At 63.6% G+C, this 18,681-nt stretch carries 19 protein-coding genes; 14 read left to right on the forward strand and 5 right to left on the reverse strand.

From position 1 onward, the window contains the following. Positions 1 to 4 precede the first annotated feature (4 nt). Positions 5 to 892: an SDR family oxidoreductase gene (locus F2982_RS21055; protein ID WP_203430759.1), complete on the reverse strand. Its 888-nt coding sequence runs from the start codon at positions 890 to 892 to the stop codon at positions 5 to 7. A 98-nt stretch (positions 893 to 990) separates the two neighbouring features. Between F2982_RS21055 and F2982_RS21060 the strand changes: the two genes are divergently transcribed. The 3 genes from F2982_RS21060 to F2982_RS21070 all read left to right on the forward strand — a co-directional run bounded on the left by F2982_RS21060 (position 991) and on the right by F2982_RS21070 (position 3,165). Further along, positions 991 to 1,815 carry a helix-turn-helix transcriptional regulator gene (locus F2982_RS21060; RefSeq protein WP_162708569.1) on the forward strand — a complete coding sequence of 275 codons (825 nt, stop codon included), beginning with the start codon at positions 991 to 993 and terminating at the stop codon, positions 1,813 to 1,815. A 76-nt stretch (positions 1,816 to 1,891) separates the two neighbouring features. Then, entirely contained in the window at positions 1,892 to 2,386 is a 495-nt protein-coding gene (locus tag F2982_RS21065) for a GyrI-like domain-containing protein (RefSeq protein ID WP_203430760.1), read from the forward strand. A gap of 83 nt (positions 2,387 to 2,469) precedes the next feature. Further along, positions 2,470 to 3,165: a dihydrofolate reductase family protein gene (locus F2982_RS21070; RefSeq protein ID WP_203430761.1), complete on the forward strand. Its 696-nt coding sequence runs from the start codon at positions 2,470 to 2,472 to the stop codon at positions 3,163 to 3,165. A 3-nt stretch (positions 3,166 to 3,168) separates the two neighbouring features. Here F2982_RS21070 and F2982_RS21075 read toward each other — a convergent pair whose 3' ends face one another. After that, positions 3,169 to 4,710, reverse strand: a complete 1,542-nt coding sequence (locus tag F2982_RS21075; protein WP_203430762.1) for a cation:proton antiporter — start codon at positions 4,708 to 4,710, stop codon at positions 3,169 to 3,171. A gap of 102 nt (positions 4,711 to 4,812) precedes the next feature. On the opposite strand from F2982_RS21075, the gene F2982_RS21080 reads away from it, so the two are divergent. After that, the gene (locus tag F2982_RS21080; protein WP_203430763.1) at positions 4,813 to 6,051 is read left to right on the forward strand and encodes an NAD(P)/FAD-dependent oxidoreductase; all 1,239 of its coding nucleotides are present in this window, start codon (positions 4,813 to 4,815) and stop codon (positions 6,049 to 6,051) included. 34 nt (positions 6,052 to 6,085) lie between these two features. On the opposite strand, the gene F2982_RS21085 is transcribed toward F2982_RS21080, so the two are convergent. Together F2982_RS21085 and F2982_RS21090 are read right to left on the reverse strand one after the other, a co-directional pair. Next, positions 6,086 to 6,844: an alpha/beta hydrolase gene (locus F2982_RS21085; RefSeq protein WP_203430764.1), complete on the reverse strand. Its 759-nt coding sequence runs from the start codon at positions 6,842 to 6,844 to the stop codon at positions 6,086 to 6,088. Positions 6,845 to 6,886: 42 nt separating this feature from the next. Further along, positions 6,887 to 8,656: a cytochrome c biogenesis protein DipZ gene (locus F2982_RS21090; RefSeq protein ID WP_203430765.1), complete on the reverse strand. Its 1,770-nt coding sequence runs from the start codon at positions 8,654 to 8,656 to the stop codon at positions 6,887 to 6,889. A 258-nt stretch (positions 8,657 to 8,914) separates the two neighbouring features. Between F2982_RS21090 and F2982_RS21095 the strand changes: the two genes are divergently transcribed. The 5 genes from F2982_RS21095 to F2982_RS21115 all read left to right on the forward strand — a co-directional run bounded on the left by F2982_RS21095 (position 8,915) and on the right by F2982_RS21115 (position 12,901). After that, on the forward strand, positions 8,915 to 9,958 hold the full coding sequence (locus tag F2982_RS21095) for an alpha/beta hydrolase (protein ID WP_203430766.1): 1,044 nt from the start codon (positions 8,915 to 8,917) through the stop codon (positions 9,956 to 9,958). A 97-nt stretch (positions 9,959 to 10,055) separates the two neighbouring features. Further along, complete coding sequence (locus F2982_RS21100; protein WP_199628374.1) at positions 10,056 to 10,796, forward strand: response regulator; 741 nt, start codon at positions 10,056 to 10,058, stop codon at positions 10,794 to 10,796. Next, entirely contained in the window at positions 10,793 to 12,115 is a 1,323-nt protein-coding gene (locus F2982_RS21105) for a HAMP domain-containing sensor histidine kinase (protein WP_203430767.1), read from the forward strand. Before F2982_RS21100 ends, F2982_RS21105 begins: the two co-directional genes overlap by 4 nt. Positions 12,116 to 12,275: 160 nt before the next feature. After that, positions 12,276 to 12,692: an organic hydroperoxide resistance protein gene (locus F2982_RS21110; protein WP_203430768.1), complete on the forward strand. Its 417-nt coding sequence runs from the start codon at positions 12,276 to 12,278 to the stop codon at positions 12,690 to 12,692. Between the two features lie 53 nt (positions 12,693 to 12,745). Beyond that, entirely contained in the window at positions 12,746 to 12,901 is a 156-nt protein-coding gene (locus F2982_RS21115) for a hypothetical protein (protein ID WP_203430769.1), read from the forward strand. On the opposite strand, the gene F2982_RS21120 is transcribed toward F2982_RS21115, so the two are convergent. Further along, on the reverse strand, positions 12,871 to 13,692 hold the full coding sequence (locus tag F2982_RS21120; RefSeq protein ID WP_203430770.1) for a helix-turn-helix transcriptional regulator: 822 nt from the start codon (positions 13,690 to 13,692) through the stop codon (positions 12,871 to 12,873). The genes F2982_RS21115 and F2982_RS21120 overlap by 31 nt on opposite strands. Before the next feature lie 192 nt (positions 13,693 to 13,884). Here F2982_RS21120 and F2982_RS21125 point away from each other — a divergent pair, with 192 nt between their 5' ends. From F2982_RS21125 to F2982_RS21145, 5 genes are all read left to right on the forward strand, one after another. Continuing rightward, the gene (locus tag F2982_RS21125; protein WP_203430771.1) at positions 13,885 to 14,976 is read left to right on the forward strand and encodes an ABC transporter ATP-binding protein; all 1,092 of its coding nucleotides are present in this window, start codon (positions 13,885 to 13,887) and stop codon (positions 14,974 to 14,976) included. Between the two features lie 22 nt (positions 14,977 to 14,998). Beyond that, entirely contained in the window at positions 14,999 to 16,162 is a 1,164-nt protein-coding gene (locus tag F2982_RS21130; RefSeq protein ID WP_203430772.1) for a spermidine/putrescine ABC transporter substrate-binding protein, read from the forward strand. Positions 16,163 to 16,224: 62 nt separating this feature from the next. Next, positions 16,225 to 17,091 (forward strand): ABC transporter permease, encoded by an 867-nt coding sequence (locus F2982_RS21135; protein WP_203430773.1) that lies wholly within the window; start codon positions 16,225 to 16,227, stop codon positions 17,089 to 17,091. Further along, entirely contained in the window at positions 17,091 to 17,903 is an 813-nt protein-coding gene (locus F2982_RS21140; protein ID WP_203430774.1) for an ABC transporter permease, read from the forward strand. The genes F2982_RS21135 and F2982_RS21140 overlap by 1 nt, the downstream gene beginning before the upstream one ends. 13 nt (positions 17,904 to 17,916) lie before the next feature. Beyond that, positions 17,917 to 18,678 (forward strand): SDR family oxidoreductase, encoded by a 762-nt coding sequence (locus F2982_RS21145; protein WP_203430775.1) that lies wholly within the window; start codon positions 17,917 to 17,919, stop codon positions 18,676 to 18,678. The last annotated feature ends 3 nt before the right edge of the window (positions 18,679 to 18,681 follow it).

An 18,681-nucleotide genomic window follows, 5' to 3' on the forward strand; every position in this document is an offset into this window, starting at 1 on the left:
AGCTTCAATTGTAGTTCATGGCATCGAGATCGGCGATCAGGCCGGGGCCGGATGGGTGCCAGTCAAGCTTTTCCCGTGTCCTGGCGCTGGAGGCCGGGAAGTCCATGCCGGCGAACATCGCCATCCATCCGAAATAGCCGGGTGCCTCTTCTGCCGTCAGCGATTTGACCGGGATGCCGAGACCGCGGCCGAGCGCTTCGGCGATGGTGCGGGCATCGATGCCTTCCTCGGCGACGGCATTATAGCGTGCGCCGCGCTCGGCCCGTTCGGCGGCGAGGCGATAGAGGCGCGCGACGTCCGAGACATGGCCGGCCGGCCAGCGGTTGCGGCCTTCGCCGAGATAGGCGGCAAAGCCTTTGTCGCGGGCGATCTCGATCAGTGGCGTGATCAGGCCCTGCTTTCGCGTGTCATGCACCTGCGGCAGCCGGACGACCGAGATGTTGACGCCCTTTTCGAGCAGCTTTTGACCGGCAAGCTCGGAGGCGATGCGCGGGTTGGGATGGCTGGTGTTAAAGACGTCTTCGCTTGCCAGTTCGCCAAATTCGGCATTGCCCATGCCGGTTCCCGATGTGATCAGCAACGGGCGGTCGGAGCCTTCGAGGGCATCGCCGAGCGCCGCGATCACACGACCGTCCTTCTCGCAATTTGCGACGAAGTGCGAAAAGTCGTGGTCGAAGGCCGTATGGATGACGCCGTCGGATTCGAGCGCGCCGCGGCGCAGGCTGTCGGGTTCTTCCAGCGTGCCGAAATAGGCGGTTGCCCCCGCGGCTTCGAGCGCCCGTGCTCCGTCATCGGACCGCGTCAGGCCGACGACCTCGTGGCCGGCACTGATGAGTTCCGGCACGATGGCCGAACCGATGAAGCCGGTTGCTCCTGTCAAGAAAATGCGCACAGCATGTCTCCTCATGTTTGATCTGCGCCCATTATCGGCTACTATCCATCCTGTTAAAGTAGTGACTTTATCCTAGTATAATCGCTAACAGGATCGCCATGCCGATCAACAATGCAGGCTCGCTTGCGGCCTTTCTGAAGGATCGCCGCACCCGGCTCGACCCGGCCTCTTTCGGTTTTTCCGGCCGCCGACGCACACCGGGATTGCGCCGCGAGGAGGTGGCGCAGCGCGCCAATATCAGCCCCACATGGTACACCTGGCTGGAGCAGGGGCGGGGCGGCGCGCCGTCTGCCGACGTGCTGAACCGGATTGCGGCCGGGCTGATGCTGACCGAGCCGGAGCGCGAGCATCTCTTCATGCTCGGCCTCGGCCGTCCGCCTGAAGTGCGCTACACGCCCGTCGAAGGTGTGACGCCGCGGCTGCAGCGGCTGCTGGACTCGCTCGATTCCAGCCCCGCCTTCATCAAGACGGCGATGTGGGATGTGGTCGCCTGGAACCGTGCTGCCGCCGTGGTCCTGACCGATTACAGCACAATCCCGCCGGAGCAGCGTAATATCCTCCGGCTGATCTTCTCCAATCCGGCGATCCGCGCCAAGCAGCACGATTGGCAGACACTCGCCGGCTTCGTCGTTGCGGCATTTCGGGCAGACGTGGCGCGCGCCGGGGCGGGCTCAGAAGTCAGCCGTCTCGTGGAAGAGCTCTCGGCCTCCAGCCCCGATTTCGCCCATCACTGGAAGGAGAATGACGTCCGCATCCATGGTGACGGGGTCAAGCGGCTGCAGCATCCGAAGCTCGGCCCGATCGAGCTCGAATATTCGGCCTTTTCCGTCGATGGCCGGCCGGATCTCGGGCTGGTCATCTACCACCCCGTCGATCCCGCCACCGCGGACCGGATCCGCAAGCTCGCGAACGGGCAGGAGTGAGCGGCGCAGAAAATCTGGCACCCGTGTCGGGTGACGCCGGCGCCAGTCGTCCTTGTCTGGAATAGAGGAGGACACAATGCTCACATTGCCACGCCAGACTGAACGCGGCCCGCAGCGCTATGTCGCGGTGCGCCGCAAGGTTACGATGCCTTTCGGAGACGCCGTCGGCCCGGCCTCCGGAGAATTGTTCGCCGCATTCGCGAATGCCGGCGTCGCCGCCGATGGAATGGAGTTCATCAAATATAACCTGATCGACATGCCTGACCTCGAGATCGAGATAGGGATGACGACGGATGCGGCCATCCCGCTGTCCGGCGCCTTGATGGAAGGCGAGTTGCCGGGTGGGCGCTATATCGAGACGACCTATACCGGCCCCTATGACGATCTCTACGACGTCACGGCGATGCTGATCGGCTGGGCAAAAGAGCGCGGCATTCGCTGGGACATGGAGGAAACGTCTGAGGGAGATCGCTTCGCAGCCCGGCTGGAACACTATCACAACAACCCCGTCGATGAGCCCGATCCGGCGAAGCTGCGCACCACCTTGCTGTTCAAGCTCGCCAGCGGCTAGGATCATATCCGGGATCGCCAAAGCTCTGAACTTTCGCCGCTATCGGGCGTTTCCCCGAACGCTTTTCGAACCGAGGAAACCTGATGAAGCCGCATGTGACCTGCCTGATGATGTCTTCCATAGACGGTGGCCTGCACCCGAGCACCTGGACCGACAACCCCGATGCCGGGCGCAAGGAGTGGTCGTCGATCTATGAAGAGGCGCATGAGGCGCTGCAGGGCGATGCCTGGCTCGTCGGTCGCGTCACCATGGCGGAAATGGCGAAGGGTACGCCTCATCCGCCGGCTGTTGCCGGCGACGTTAAGCGTCCGTTCCATTTCGCCCGGAAGGATGCGCCGGTCTATGCGATCGGTGTCGATCCCGGCGCGAAGCTGCATTTCAAGGCGCCTGACATCGGCGGCGACCATGTCGTCGTGCTGCTCGGCAGTGGCGTCAGCGACAGCCATCTGGCCGAACTGGCGGGCGACGGCGTTTCCTACATGGTCTCCGATAGTCCGACGATCGATCTCAGGGCGGCGCTTCAGACGCTGCATAGCGAGCTCGGCATCGAGCGCCTGCTGCTCGAGGGAGGGGCCGGCATCAATGGCAGCTTCCTTGCGGAGGGTCTGGTCGACGAGATCTATCTGCTGGTGGCGCCTGCTATCGACGCCACCGGCGGACAGGCGATCATCGCCTTCGAGGGCGGGCTGAAAGGGAAGGCGCAGCTGTCGCTGCAATCGGCCGAGGCACGCGAGCACGGCGTAGTCGCACTGCGCTACAAGGTGCAGTCACCCGGCTGAGCGTCAGCTCTCCGTGATCCGCCGCTCTTCGTCGGTGCCGACGGAGAGCTGTTTCCAGTCGAGATCCTCCTGCAGCTCGAGATATTGCGTCGGGCCGATCTGGTCGGCATCGCGCAATTCTTCGAGACGTTGGCGCTGGGCGATCACGACCGCCATCGCCAGGTTTCGGCGCCGGTCGGAGGGCGGGCGGTCAGGCATTCTGGATGCTCGGGCGCGATGATCCTTGTATACGATGCGCAAAGCGTCGGCTTCGGCGCCGGTTTCCGGTTCCAGCCGGGAAAGTGCTGCCTCGGCCAGCGATTTGCGGGCGGCCTCCAGCTCTTCCTGGACCTCGCCCTGACGGCCGAGCTTCAGGAAGTGGATCATCGGCGCCAGCGTTGCACCTTGGATGACGAGCGTCGCCAGCACTACCGAGAAGGCGGTGAGGACGACGAGATCGCGATCCGGAAAATCGGCGGGCAGGGCAAAGGCGGTCGCGAGCGTGACCAGACCGCGCATGCCGGCCCAGCCGACCAGCAGCGTCTCGCCGCGGTTGAAGGGCGCCAGCACATGGCCGCGCCGGTGGCGGTGGACGACGAGCGCATGGAACAGGAAGGCCATCGCCAGCCGTGTCGCGATAATCGCGACGACGACGATCGCGGCGAAGCTGACCGCACGCTCCAGATCCGCCGCCGACATCGCCGCAACGATGCGCCGCGCCTGCAGGCCCATCAGCAGGAAGGCGACGACGTTCAGAAGAAAGACGACCGTCGTCCAGACGGCGAAGGAATGGACGCGCATCCGCGGCGAATCCTCGACCGTCGCCAGTGTCGCGATCGTCATGGCGCTGGCGACTGTGGCAAGCACGGCGGAGAGATGCAGGTGCTCGGCAATCAGCCATGTCGCGAAGGCATAGACGAATTGCAGAAGCGTGCCGCCGACTGTGTTTTCGGTGACCGGCCTGAGGCGCGAGACGAGAAAGCCGAAGGCAATGCCGAAGAGGATGCCGCCCGGCGCCGCAAAGCCGATCCGCAAGGCAGTTTCCGTATCGAGCCCGCCGCGCGCCTGAACCGTCAGCGCCGCGCCGAACAGCAAGAGCGCTGTCGCATCGTTGAACAGGCTCTCGCCCTTGAGCAGCGCATCGACGCGCCGCGCCACCGGCAGGTTGGAGAGCACGGCGGTCGCGGCAGCCGCATCCGGCGGTGCCACGATGGCGCCGAGCGTCACGGCGACTGCAAGCGGCAGGCCGATCGTGAAGGCATTGATGGTGACGACGACGCCTGTCGTGACCAGGATCGCGACGACGGCATAGAGAAACAGCGGCAGCAGCATGCGCCTGGCCGCGCCGAGCGGGAAATCATAGGCGGAATCGATCAGCACGGGGGCGATGAACAATGCCAGCGCCGTCGGCGGATCGATGGGGATCGTCGGGGCACCCGGCAGCATCGCGACGCCGACGCCGGCAGCGGCCAGGATGCCCGGATAGGGCAGGCGCATGCGCCGCGTGACCTGCAAGAGCAGGATGGCAACCGCAAGCAGGGCGACGAGCGTTTCGAAGAAGGTCATGGCGCATAGTAGCAGCGTTTTGGCTGCGTTGAAGCCGGTCGCCTTCCTATGTAAAGTTTGCACCATATCAAGGCGATGGCATCTCGCAGAAGCGGAGCGGCGATGGATTACGATGTGGCGATTGTCGGTGCAGGGGCTGCGGGGATCGCTGCGGCGCGAACGCTCGTGGCCGCCGGCCATTCCGTCGTGCTGCTGGAGGCGAGCGACCGCGCAGGGGGGCGTGCCTGGACGATCGAGCTTGCCGGCATTCCGCTCGACATGGGCTGTGGCTGGCTGCACTCCGCCGAGCGCAATCCGCTGGTGACGATCGGCAAGCAAGCCAATTTCACCATCGAGCAGGGGCCGACGGCCTGGAAGACGCAATGGCGCGATCTCGGTTTTCCGCCCGCCGACCAGGCGGCGGCAGACGCCGCCTGGAATGCGCTGGACGAGCGCTTGAAGTCGGATCCTCCTGCGAGTGACCGGGCTTCCGACGCCCTGGAGCCGGGCGGGCGATGGAATGCCTACTGCAACTCGCTCAGCGGCTATATGAACGGCGCGGCGCTCGACCGGCTGTCGATCACCGATTTCCTCGCCTATGACAACGCCGCCTCTGATGCCAACTGGCGGGTGCATGAAGGCTATGGAGGCCTGATTGCGGCGGCCATGCCGAAGGCCGAGCTCCGGCTCTCGACGCCCGTCCGCCGCATTCTGCTGGATGGGCAGGGTGTCAGGCTGGAAACGGATCGAGGTGCGATCAGGGCCCGCGCTGCAATCGTCACGGTTTCGACCAATGTGCTGGCGGGCGGGGCGATCGGCTTTGACGCCGGAGCTGACGACCACCTCCATGCCGCAAGCCAGCTGCCGCTTGGTCTCGCCGACAAGCTGTTTTTCGAACTCAAGGGCAATCACGGTTTTGAGGCGGAAACCCATCTGCTTGGCGATCCCCAGAACCCGGAGACCGGCAGTTACTATATCCGTCCGCTGGGGCGGCCGGTGCTCGAAGGCTTCTTCGGCGGAGCGGGTGCGGTGGTGATCGAGCGCGCCGGTCTCCTCGATGCCTTCGCCTTCGCGCTGGAGCAGCTTTCTTCGCTGCTCGGAAGCGGCATCCGCAAACATCTGCTGCCGCTTGCGGCATCGTCCTGGTGCCGGACGGATTGGATCGGCGGCTCCTATAGCCACGCCCTGCCCGGGCAGGCGAGCCAGAGGCAGGTGCTGGCGCGGCCGGTCGGCGACCGGCTGTTCTTTGCCGGCGAGGCAACGCACCGCACGGATTTTTCGACGGCGCATGGTGCATGGGAAAGCGGCATACGGGCCGCCGGCGAGGCCGTCGAAGTGCTCGGCAATCCTGCCCTGAAATGAGAAGCGGCGGGCTGTTTACCCGCCGTCCCATCTTTTATTTGCCGGCCTCTTTCGCAGCCTCTTCAATCACTTCCGCGACTTTCTGCGCTCGCGATGCGAAGACGGCGTGGCTTGCCTTGATCTCCGTCACCTTGCTGCCGGCGCGCTTGGCCATGTCCCGCTCCAGGTCGGGATTGATGGAGCGATCCTCTGTCGCAACGACGGTCCAGCTCTTCTTCGCGCGCCAGGCAGGATCGCCGACCTTGGCGGTAAAGGCTTCCTTGGCGGCGAAGACCTGCGACTTTGCCATGAAGGCTGCCTCGTCCTTGGGCAGGTCTGCGGCAAAGTCGGCGGCGAAGGCCGCGGGATCGAGGTAGAGATACTTGCCGTCCTTGGTCTCCCTGATGTTCATGCCGCCCGCCGGTTTCGAGCTTGCGAGGCCGATCAGGCTTTCGCCCTTGTCCGGCTGGAAAGCGGCGACATAGACGAGGCCCGCGACATCGGGCCGGTTTCCGGCTTCGGTGATGACCATGCCGCCATAGCTGTGGCCGACGAGGAGGGATGGACCGCTCTGCAGGTCGAGGACGCGGTTGGTGGCGGCGACGTCGTCGGCGAGCGAGGTGATCGGCTCCTGGACGATGGTGACGTTGAAGCCGCGCCTTTCGAGGATCTCGGTGGCCTTCTGCCAGCCCGATCCGTCAGCGAGAGCGCCGTGGACGATGACGATATTCTTGATCTCGGCCCCCTGGGCGGTGAAGGCGGCGGCGCTGATTGCTAAGGCGAGAGCGACGGTGGAGAGCGTGCGGTTGGTCATGGAAGAAACTCCTTTTCTGGGTTGGGAAATGCGCATTGACGGTTAGCCGAAGGTGAAGGCGTAGGCGGCGACGCCGGGATCGAGGAAGCGGATCTCGAAGTTGCGGGCTTCGACCTCGCCGCTCTGCCGGACCAGCTGGTAGAGCTTTGTCGACGTGACGATGCCGTTGCCGTTTTCGTCGGTATCGGTGCCATGATTGGCGCCCGGCGCCTTGCCGTCGACCGTCACCTGGAAGCGAACCGGCTTGCCGTCAGCGCCGGGTCCGAGAACGAGATGCAGGTCGCGGGCACTGAAGCGGTAACTGATGCCGCCATCGGCGGCATCGAGGCTGGCGGCTTCCGGACCCACGGTCCAGCGCCCTGAAAAGCTCCATTCGTTCAGGCCGAGGGAGCCTGCGCTGTAGTCGCGCGGGGTGTCCGCTGCGATACCGCCGGGGGAAGCGAAGTTCGAGGCCTGCTGGTAGCCGATATAGGTCTCGCCGGAGCGGACATGAGGCAGGTCCGGGCTTGCCTCGGCGCCCTTGGCATCGGGTGTGACGGCGGCGCTCGATGCCATCTGGCTTCCGGCCTCGTGCAGCAGGTCCTGGATCGCCTTTTCGGTGTGGCGGTAGTTGCCCTCGCCGAAATGGGTGTAGCGGATCTGGCCGTTGGCATCGATCAGGTAGTGGGCCGGCCAGTAGTTGTTCTGGAAGGCGCGCCAGATCTTGTAGTCGTTATCGATGGCAACGGGATACTTGATGCCGAAATCGCCAACCGCCTTGCGAACATTGTCGATGTTTTTCTCGAAGGCGAATTCCGGAGCGTGGACGCCGATGACGACGAGGCCCTTGTCTGCGTACTTTTCGGCCCAGGCGCGGACATAAGGCGTGGTGCGGATGCAGTTGATGCAGGAATAGGTCCAGAAATCCACGAGCACGACCTTGCCGCGAAGTGCTTCCTTAGTGAGCGGCCCGGAATTCAGCCACTGCACGGCGCCATCGAGCGACGGGGCAGGGCCTTCGACCGGCAGATCGCTCTTGAACGGTTGCCCTGTGTCGGCGACGGTATCGATCATCGCGCCGTCGCTGGCAACTTCGGGACCAGACTGCGGCTTGACGTGCAGACGGTCGAGGACGGCCTGTTCCAGAGTGGTGGTGCTGGCATAGGAGAAGCGCGACAGCAGGCTGGTATCGAGACCGAGCGCAATGATGGTGACACCGGCGAGAACGGCAGCACCCAGCGCCTGACGGATCCGTTCGCTGACGCCGAGCGACCGCTTCATGGCAGCAAAGACACGGCCACCGACGAGAAGCGCTGTCGCAAGCGAGCTGGCTGCACCAGCGGCATAGGCAAGCAACAGAAAGGTCGTCTGCAGATTGGCGCCCTGGAGGGCGGCACCCGTCAGCACCAGGCCGAGGATCGGCCCGGCGCAGGGCGCCCAGAGCAGGCCCGTCGCAACACCCAGAAGCAGCGAGCTTGCCGGAGAGGCGGTGGCGCCATTGCCCGAGGCATTGAGCAGCGTGTTGCCGAAATCGACGACGGGCTGGGTAATGCCGCCGGCAACGCGCGGCGAGAGCAGGCTGACACCGAAGATAGCGAGCAGCAATAGAGCGGCAAGCCGGCCATATTCATTGGCGTTGATCGCCCAGCTGCCGCCGACGGCCGCGAGTGTGGCGACCAGCGCAAAAGTGCCGGCCATGCCTGCCAGCATCGGCAGCGTGCTTCTGAAGAAGGGCTGGCCGGCGCGGGCGAAGACGAAGGGCAGGATGGGGAGGATGCAGGGGCTGAGGATCGTCAGCGCGCCTCCGAGATAGGCAATGATAAGAAGCGTCATGGTCGGGTCCTTCCGCTTGGTTGCTCGTGGCCTTTGCCAGCGATGCAGCGAAACTGAAGGGGCGACGTATCCCGGATGTGTCTGCAATCCGGCAGAAATGTACCGCAATGTAGCGGGCTGCAGCGAATTGTATCGGAATGTATCTGCAGGCCTCCACGCTACAAAGGCATGCATAAAACCGTGGTCCGCGACACATCGGGGATACATCCGGACTGTCTTTTGCTCATCATCAACAGTTCAGGAAACGGAGAGAAAACAATGTCCGAGGAAATCAACCACCAGCGCCGCCGCTTCTTTGGTGTAGCCGCAATGACCGTCGCAGCCGTCGAGTTCGGTATCGGCAGCGTCGCAAGTGCTGCGCAGGCCGCAGCGCCGGCTTCGCCCGCCGTCAAGGCAGGCCGCAACGGCTTTTCAGCCTTGAAGCAGATCCGCGCCGGCGTGCTTGATATCGGCTATGCCGAGGAAGGTCCCGCCGATGGTCCGGCCGTCCTCCTGCTGCATGGCTGGCCCTATGACATCTACAGTTTCGCCGATGTGGCGCCTCGTCTTGCCGCCAAGGGCTACCGGGTGATCATTCCCTATCTACGCGGCTACGGCACCACCCGCTTCGTTTCGGAAAAGACCAAGCGTAACGGCCAGCAGGCCGCACTCGCCGCCGACATGATCGCACTGATGGATGCGCTTCATATCGAGAAGGCTGTCGTCGGCGGTTATGATTGGGGTGGCCGCACCGTCAATATCATGGCGGCTCTCTGGCCGGAGCGCTGCAAGGCGATGGTCTCGGTCAGCGGCTATCTGATCGGCAGCCAGGAAGCCAACAAGAAGCCGCTTCCGCCGAAGGCCGAGCTTGCCTGGTGGTATCAGTTCTATTTCGCGACCGAGCGCGGCCGTCAGGGCTACGACGCCAACCGCCGCGAGTTCTCGAAGCTGATCTGGCATACCGCATCGCCGACCTGGAATTTCGACGACGAAACCTTCAACCGCTCGGCCGACGCTTTCGACAATCCCGATCATGTGGCGATCGTTATCCACAATTACCGCTGGCGCCTCGGACTGGTGAAGGGCGAGGCAAAGTACGATGCCTATGAAGCCGTGCTGGCCAAGGGTCCGGTCATCTCGATCCCGACCATCACCATGGAAGGCGACGCCAATGGTGCGCCGCATCCGGAACCCTCGGCCTATGCCGCGAAGTTCTCGGGACGCTACGAACACCGCACGATCTCGGGCGGTATCGGTCACAATCTGCCGCAGGAGGCCCCGGAAGCCTTCGCGCAGGCGATCCTGGATGTTGATCGTTTCTAGATCGAATATAGGGTGTCACGAATCCCGCACCATCCTGCTACCCGAGACGTTAGCGGGACGGTGCGGATTGCCCGCATTGGAGGTTGCCGAAAGCGCCATGGAGCATGTCGACCATATCCTGATCGTCGATGACGACAGGGAAATCCGCGAGCTCGTTTCGAGCTATCTGAAGAAGAACGGGCTGCGCGCCACCGCCGTTGCCGACGGGCGCCAGATGCGGAGCTTTCTCGAAGCCAATGCGGTCGACCTGATCATCCTCGATGTGATGATGCCGGGAGACGACGGTCTGGTGCTGTGCCGGGAACTGCGCGCCGGCAAGCACAAGGCGACGCCGATCCTGATGCTGACGGCGCGCAGCGACGAGATGGACCGCATTCTCGGGCTCGAAATGGGCGCCGACGATTATCTGCCGAAGCCTTTCGCGGCGCGAGAACTGCTGGCGCGCATCAAGGCCGTTCTGCGCCGCACGCGCATGCTGCCGCCGAATTTCCAGGTGAGCGAGGCCGGCCAGATGCTGAGCTTCGGCGAATGGCGTCTGGATACGGTCGCGCGCCACCTGCTCGACAAGGAGGGCACGACGATTGCGCTGAGCGGCGCCGAATACCGGCTCCTGCGCGTTTTCATCGATCACCCGCAGCGGGTTCTCAATCGCGATCAGCTGCTGAACCTCACCCAGGGGCGCGATGCGGAGCTCTTCGACCGTTCGATAGACCTGCTCGTCAGCCGCCTGAGGCAGCGGCTCGGCGACGATGCGCGTGAGCCGATCTATATCAAGACGGTGCGCAGCGAGGGCTACGTTTTCTCCGTGCCGATCGAGATTTCGGAGTTGCGGCAATGAGCGCGGCCGCCTTTGCAATGTTCGGGCGCGTCTGGCCGAGTACGCTGCGCTCGCGCATTGCCATCATCCTGCTTCTCGGCCTCGCGATCGCCTATGGCCTGTCGTTCAGCGTGCTCTATGCCGAGCGCATGATGTCGGCAAAGGCGGTCATGCTCGGGACACTCGAGAGCGACGTTGCGACCTCGATCGCCGTGCTTGACCGGCTGCCGGCGGATCAGCGGGCGGATTTGACCGATCCCCTGAGCCGCGGCAATTACCGCTTCGTGCTCGGTCCGGGCCTGCCGGGTGTTCCCGATCATTCAACACGCGGCGGCGAGATTGCGGCGACCATCAGCGATGCGATCGGCCATCGCTTTCCGATCCGCATGGAAGCGATCCCCGGCGACGTCACGCGCCTGCAGGCGCATCTGACGCTGACCGACGGCACGCCGCTGACGATCGACATCACGCCGAGGGGCGTCATGCCGCTGGCGGGCTGGCTGCCTTATGTCTTCGTCGTGCAGATGCTGCTCATCGTTCTCCTCACATGGCTTGCCGTTCGCCAGGCGACCCGGCCGCTCGCCGATCTGGCAGCGGCGGCCGATGCGCTCGATCCAAACAAGAAGGGCGAGGTGATGAGTGACAGCGGCCCCAGCGAGGTGGCGCATGCCGCGCGGGCCTTCAACGCGATGCGCGACCGCATTGCCCACTATCTCGAAGAGCGCGTGCAGATCCTCGCAGCGATTTCCCATGATCTGCAGACGCCGATCACCCGCATGCGGCTGCGCGCCGACATGGCGGACGAATCTCCGGAACGGACCAAGCTGCTGCACGATATCGGCGAGATCGAGCGGCTGGTTCAGGACGGGATCGCCTATGCCCGGAGCTCGCATGGAAATGGCGAGAAGTTCTCCCGCATCGACCTCGCGTCCTTTATCGAGAGCCTTTGCTACGACTATCAGGATACGGGAAAGCCCGTGTCCGTCCTTGGACTGGTCAGTGGCACCGCCTCTACCAAGCCGCATGCACTGCGCCGCATCCTGTCGAATTTCATCGACAATGCTCTGAAATTCGGCGGCACGGCCGAGGTGAGCGTCGAGCGTCGAGAAGAGGGGGCGATCGCCATCACCGTCATGGACCGCGGCCCGGGTATTCCCGGCGATCAGATCGAGGCGGCCATGCAGCCGTTCTTCCGTCTTGAACAATCGCGAAACCGCGAGACCGGCGGTTCCGGTCTCGGGCTTGCGATCGCGCAGCAGCTGACGGCAGCAATCGGCGGGACGATGCGCCTCTATAACCGCGACGGCGGTGGTCTCGCGGCCGAGCTGGTGATCCACTGAAGAGCGAGCCGCTTGTTGTAGCGGCTCGTATCACTTCTGCCGCCTGCTAAGCTTCGTTACAAATCCCGTACATCCGGGAAACATGCCGGATACGTCGCCGGGTCAAAACACTCCCCGTCAACTGAAGCCGCGTCGCGCGGCAGAAACCAAGGAGTGTTACATGACCACGATCGAAAAGGTTCTCTATACCGGCAAGACCCACACCACCGGTGGCCGCGAGGGTGCTGCCCAGAGCAGTGACCGCGCCCTGGATGTCAAGCTCTCGCCTCCCGGCAGCGGCCGTCCGGGCACCAATCCGGAGCAGCTCTTCGCCGCCGGCTGGTCGGCCTGCTTCATCGGCGCGATCGGCCTTGCCGCCGGAAAACGCAAGATCCGTCTTCCGGCGGAGACTGCCGTCGACGCCGAAGTCGATCTCGGCCAGACCGACGGCGCCTATTTCCTGCAGGCCCGCCTGAATGTCAGTCTTCCCGGTATCGACGCCGAGCTGGCGCGCGAGCTTGTCGAGGAAGCACACCAGACCTGCCCTTATTCGAAGGCGACGCGCGGCAACATCAATGTCGAGCTGAAAATCGTCTGATCGCCAGTAAGAACAAACGGGACGAGGCCTTTGCCTCGTCCCTGGAGCATCCCATGAAATTCATCATCATCGGCATCCTGACAGCCAATGTTCTCGCCGCATCCTGCATCTACGACGCGGCCTCCAACGAGCCTTCGCCGGTTGCGGGACTTGTCGCCGTCGCACAGACGATTGCGGCTCAGCCGGCGGGCAGCAGGTTCTTGAAATAGATCGACAGAAGCTGCGTCTGCGAGGAAATCCCGAGCTTGCGGTAGACGTTGCGGCGGTGGACCTTCACCGTGCCTGTCGAGATATTGAGCTTCAGTCCGATCGACTCGGATGAATGGCCCTGCAGCACAAGATCGACGATCGCGGTTTCGCGGCTCGTCAGATTGAGGTCCCGCCAGACGGTATCGGCCGGGGCAAGGTTCGGGTTGCCGCCGGTCTTGCGGTGTTTCTTTCCGCCGGCTGCAAGTTGCGCGTCGAAGCGCGGGGCGAGGCCCGCCCAATAGTGCCGCACCATGTTGGCTATCAGCGGTTCGGCTTTCTTCAGCGTTGCGAAATCGGCCGGCGGAAAGGCGCCGGTCTTCTCGCGCCGCATTAGCGACAGGACGATGGTTATGTCCTTGTCGGCATTGATGAAAAATCCGATCTCTTCGGCGAGTCCCGTCTGGACGTAGTAGGTGCGGTAATATTCGCTGGAGAAGAAGCGGTCGGGCGCCAGTTCTCGCATCCTGAGCACGCCTTCGCGCCGCTCCCGGGCCGTATGGTAGAAGGGGTCGAGCAGGTAGGGACCGGCCTGGTAGAGCGTGACGAAGACCACATGCTCTTCGGTATCGAAGGTGGAGTAGAGGTCGATCGGCCGTTCCTTGCCGCGATAGGCGAAGACCACGACGTAGTCGAAGCGCACCAGCGCCGCCATCATCTGCCGGAAGGTCTCGCCGAACTCGGCATCACCCATGGCAGGCCTGCCGACGGTCGCGTTGAAGGCGCCGAACAAGGCTTCCAGATCGGTGCTCATGTGACGGTCTCCCTCTGCCGCCGGCGCGAAATTCTGCGCATCCCCATATACACCTTCCACGAAGCTTAATCCGCTTAAATACCTCTCTCGGGGTATATACCGCGCCGGAAGCTCAGGCTTACTCTTTCCTTAACGACGGTGGCAATAAGGCAGCAAAAACTGCCAATTCCAAACCAACCGCAGGGAACAGACGTGGCATCCGCTTCGACGAACGATATCGAATTCCGTTCGGTCACCAAGAACTATGGCGCCGTGACCGCCGTGACGGACATCAATCTCAATGTGCCCAAGGGCGCCTTCCTGGCGCTGCTTGGCCCTTCCGGCTGCGGCAAGACGACCTGCCTGCGCATGATCGGCGGCTTCGAACAGCCGAGCGAGGGCACGGTGCTGATCGACGGGCGGGAGATGAACGGCGTCCCAGCCTACCGCCGCCCCGTGAATATGGTGTTCCAGCACTACGCGCTGTTTCCGCATTTCAATGTCGAGCAGAATGTCGCCTACGGGCTGAAGCAGATGCGCCCGAAGATCGAGGCGCGCGAGATCGACCGCCGGGTGGCGGAAGCGCTGGAAATGGTGCGCCTCGGCGGCTTTGCGAAGCGCCGCATCCACGAAATGTCGGGCGGCCAGCAGCAGCGCGTGGCGCTGGCGCGCGCCATCGTCAACCGCCCGTCCGTTCTGCTGCTCGACGAGCCGCTTGCCGCCCTCGACAAGAAGCTGCGCTCGGCGATGCAGATCGAGCTGCAGACGTTGCAGCGAGAGCTCGGCATCACCTTCGTGCTCGTCACCCACGATCAGGAAGAAGCGTTGTCGATGGCCGATATCGTCTGCGTCATGAGCGCCGGGCAAATCCGCCAGCTCGGCTCGCCGCAGGAAGTCTACGATCGCCCGGCCGACCTCTTCGTTGCCGATTTCGTCGGCAAGACGAACCGCATCGCCGCGACGATGGAGGCCGATGGCACGACGCTGCGGCTCGCCGACGGCTCGGCGATCGCATCCGGCAAGCAGCTGGCGCCCGGCCAGGCGATTGCCGCCCTTCGTCCTGAAGCGATCCGCCTGACGCGCGGGCAGGCTATCGGCGGCGCCGCGTTCAAGGGCACGGTCACGCACCGGATCTTCCTTGGCTCGTCGGCGGAATATGCCGTCAGTGTCCCCGGCCTCGGCGATTTCCTGATCACCGCCGACCGCCGCAGCATGAACGAGAGCGATCTCGTGGAACCGGGCGAGGAGGTATTCCTCGGCTTCGACCCATCCACCATCCATGTCTTTCCAGCATCGAATGCATAAACCAAAACAAGGGTACAGCATCATGAGCAAGGATTATAAGGACAATCTCCCGATCTCCGCCGAAGGCTTCATGGACGAGTTCATGCGCCTCAAGCGTGGCTCCGTCAGCCGCCGTCATTTCCTCGGCATCACCGGCCTCGGTCTCGCGACCGCCGTCATGTCGCGCTTCCCCGGCGTGCTTTCGACGCCTGCCTATGCCGCCGGCGAACTCGGCACGCAGATGTCGATCGCCACATGGCCGAACTACCACGACCCCGCGACCTTCGAGAACTTCAAGGCCGCCACCGGCGTTGCCGTCGAAGTCAACGTCTTCGGTTCCAATGAGGAAATGCTGGCGAAGCTGCAGGCGGGCGCTTCCGGCTGGTCGCTGTTCGTGCCAACCAACTACACGATCTCCACCCATCACAAGCTCGGCCTGATCGACGAGCTGGATCTCTCCAAGATCCCGAATTTCAGCCAGGCGACCGAAAGCCCGCGCTTCACCAAGGAAGGCCAGATCGACGGCAAGACCTATGCCGTGCCAAAGAACTGGGGCACGACGGGCTTCTCGGTCAATACCTCGAAGATCAAGACCAAGCTTTCGAGCTGGAAGGACTTCTTCGAGATCGCCCAGACCGAAGGCGACGGCCGCACCATGGTCCATGACTACCAGCTGACGACGATCGGTAGTGCGCTGGTTTCGCTCGGCTACGACTTCAATTCGATCAAGGCTGACGAGCTTGCCAAGGCCGAAGAGCTGCTGATCAAGGTCAAGCCGCACCTCTTCGCCATCAATTCCGACTACCAGCCGTCGATGCGCTCCACCGATGCGTGGCTGACCATGTGCTGGACCAATGACGGCGCGCAGCTGAACCGCGACATGCCGGAGCTCGCCTATGTGCTCGGCACCGATGGCGGCGAGATCTGGACCGACTATTACGCGATCCCCAAGGATGCGCCGAACAAGGCGGCCGGCTATGCGCTCCTCAACTACCTCATGGATCCGCAGAACGCCGTGAAGGAGCACATCGCCAATGGTGCGCCGACCACGGACAGCCGCGTCATCGCGCTGCTGCCGAAGGACATCACGTCGAACAAGATCGTCTATCCGGACGAAGCGGCCCTGACACCGCTGGAATTCGGCGCTGCCGTGACGCTCACCGATCCGGGCCGCGCCGAGCTGATGGCGCGCTTCAAGTCGGCCTAATCTCCGTTGAGAGCTCCGGTCCCTTCGCGGGGACCGGAGCCGGACGCTGCGGAAACAGACGTATGCCCCTGACCCTTGCCACGAAACGGCGCCTTGTCACTGCTGCCCTTGTTGGACCGGCCAGCATCTGGCTGTTCGTCTTCCTCGTCCTGCCCTTCATCGCCATCATCGTCTTCGCCTTTGGCGAGCGGGCGCCGGAGGGCGGGTATCAGGCGGCGTTCACCTTCGCGCAGTTCGCCAATCTCGGCTCGCGCTCTGCGGCCTTCGTCAACACGCTGATCCTGGCGCCGATCGGGGCTGCCGCCTGCCTGCTGGTTGCCTATCCCGTCGCCTATTATCTTGCCGTCAAGGCAAGCCCGAAACGGCGCCTGCTGCTGGTGTCGCTGGTCGTCGTGCCGTTCTGGACCAGCCTTCTCGTCCGCACCTATGCAAGGATGTATCTGCTCGGCGCCCGCGGCATTCCGCATCTCCTTGAATTCGTCGGCATCGAGAACGTCCGGCTGATCAATACGCCGGGCGCGGTGCTGCTCGGCATTGTCTACGGCTATCTGCCGCTGATGATCATGCCGATCTATGTTTCCCTTGAAAAGCTCGACCGGCGCCTGCTGGAGGCCTCGGCCGATCTCGGCGCCAAGCCGGTCTCGACCTTCTTCGGGATAACCTTGCCCCTGTCACTGCCCGGCGTGATGACCGGGGTGGCGCTGGTGACGATCCTGCTGCTTGGCGAATATCTGATCCCGCAGCTTCTCGGCGGCGGCAAGGTGTTCTTCATCGGCAATGCGCTCGTCGATCTCTTCCTGCAGTCGCGCAACTGGCCGTTCGGGTCGGCGATTGCAGTGACCCTCGTGGCCGTCGTCGTCGTCATTCTGCTGGTTGCGATGCGTATTGCCTGGCGTGTCGCCGGTACCCGTCAGGTGGATCTCGTCTGATGCGCGCGCTGGTAACCTTCGTCTATCTCTTCCTCTACACGCCGATCGCGCTCGTCGTGCTGTTCTCGTTCAACTCCGGCCGCAATGCCAGCGAGTTCGTCGGCTTCTCGACGGAGTGGTATGGGCGGGCGCTCTCGAACACCTTCCTGATGGAAGCGCTGCAGAACAGCCTGATCATCGCCTTCACCAGCGCCGGGCTTGCGGCGATCTTCGGAACCATGGCGGCGATCGGCATGGAGCGGCTGGGCACCCGGATGCGGGCCCTGTTCGATGGTCTGTTTGCCGCTGCTATCGTCGTACCCGGCGTCGTCATCGGCATCGCGACGCTGGTGGCCCTTGTCGAGGTCTTCGGTTTCATCAATCCCGTCATCGCTGCAATCTGGCCGGGCGATCAGCCGCCGAAGCTGGCGCTCGGTTACGGCTCGATCATCGCCGCGCATGGCCTCTTCACGATGGCGCTGGTGACGATGATCGTCAAAGCCCGGATCGCCAGCCTTGGCCGGGATATCGTCGAGGCGTCGAGCGATCTTTATGCGACGCCGCTCACAACGTTCCGGCAGATCGTGCTGCCGCAGATCATGCCGTCGATCCTTGCCGGCTTCCTGCTCGCCTTCACCTTCTCCTTCGACGATTTCATCATCGCCTTCTTCGTCGCCGGGTCGAACACGACATTGCCGATCTATGTCTTCGCCTCGATCCGCCGCGGCGTCACGCCGGAAATCAATGCGATCGCGACGATGGTGCTGATCGCCTCGCTAATCCTCATCCTGATTGCGCGCTTCCTGATGCGCGAAAAGGCAACAACAAACTGACCGGGGAAATGCCATGATACTTAGGGATCGCGTTGCAATCGTCACCGGGGCGGGCTCCGGCATCGGCCGGGCAGGGGCGCTGATCATGGCCCGCGAGGGCGCCCATGTGATCGCCGCGGACATTGATTTCATGAATGCCGAGGAAACGGTGAGCCAGATCACCGAGGCGGGCGGCAGCGCGGAAAGCCTGGTGGTCGACGTAACGGATGACAAGGCGCTGGAAAGCGGCATCGCCGCCGTCGTGCTGCGTCACGGCCGCATCGACATCCTCCACAACCATGCCGGCGCCCAAGTGGCGGGCGATCTGGAACAGGTGACCATCGACGGGTTCGACAGGTCTTGGGGACTGAATGTGCGGGCGCATTTCATGGCGTCGCGGTTGGTGATGCCGATCATGAAGAAGGCAGGCAAGGGCGTCATTCTCAACACCTCTTCGTCGTCGGGCGTGCTCTACGACCGCGAGATGATCGCCTATACGACGACGAAACACGCCGTCATCGCCATGACCCGGCAGATGGCCGGCGACTACGCGAAATTTGGCATCCGCGTGAACGCGCTCTGCCCGGGCTGGGTGGATACGCCGTTCAACGAACCCTTCATCGCGCAGATGGGCGGGCGCGGCGCCATCGAGAGCTACATCGCTGACAAGGTGCCGCTCGGCCGCTGGGCCGATGTCTCGGAGATCGCCGAGCCGATCCTCTTCCTCGTCTCCGACCGGTCATCCTACATGACCGGCCAGATCCTTGTCGTCGATGGCGGCGAGACGGTGGTGTAGCGG

It is taken from the genome of Rhizobium sp. BG4 (genome assembly GCF_016864575.1).
GTDB lineage: Bacteria > Pseudomonadota > Alphaproteobacteria > Rhizobiales > Rhizobiaceae > Rhizobium.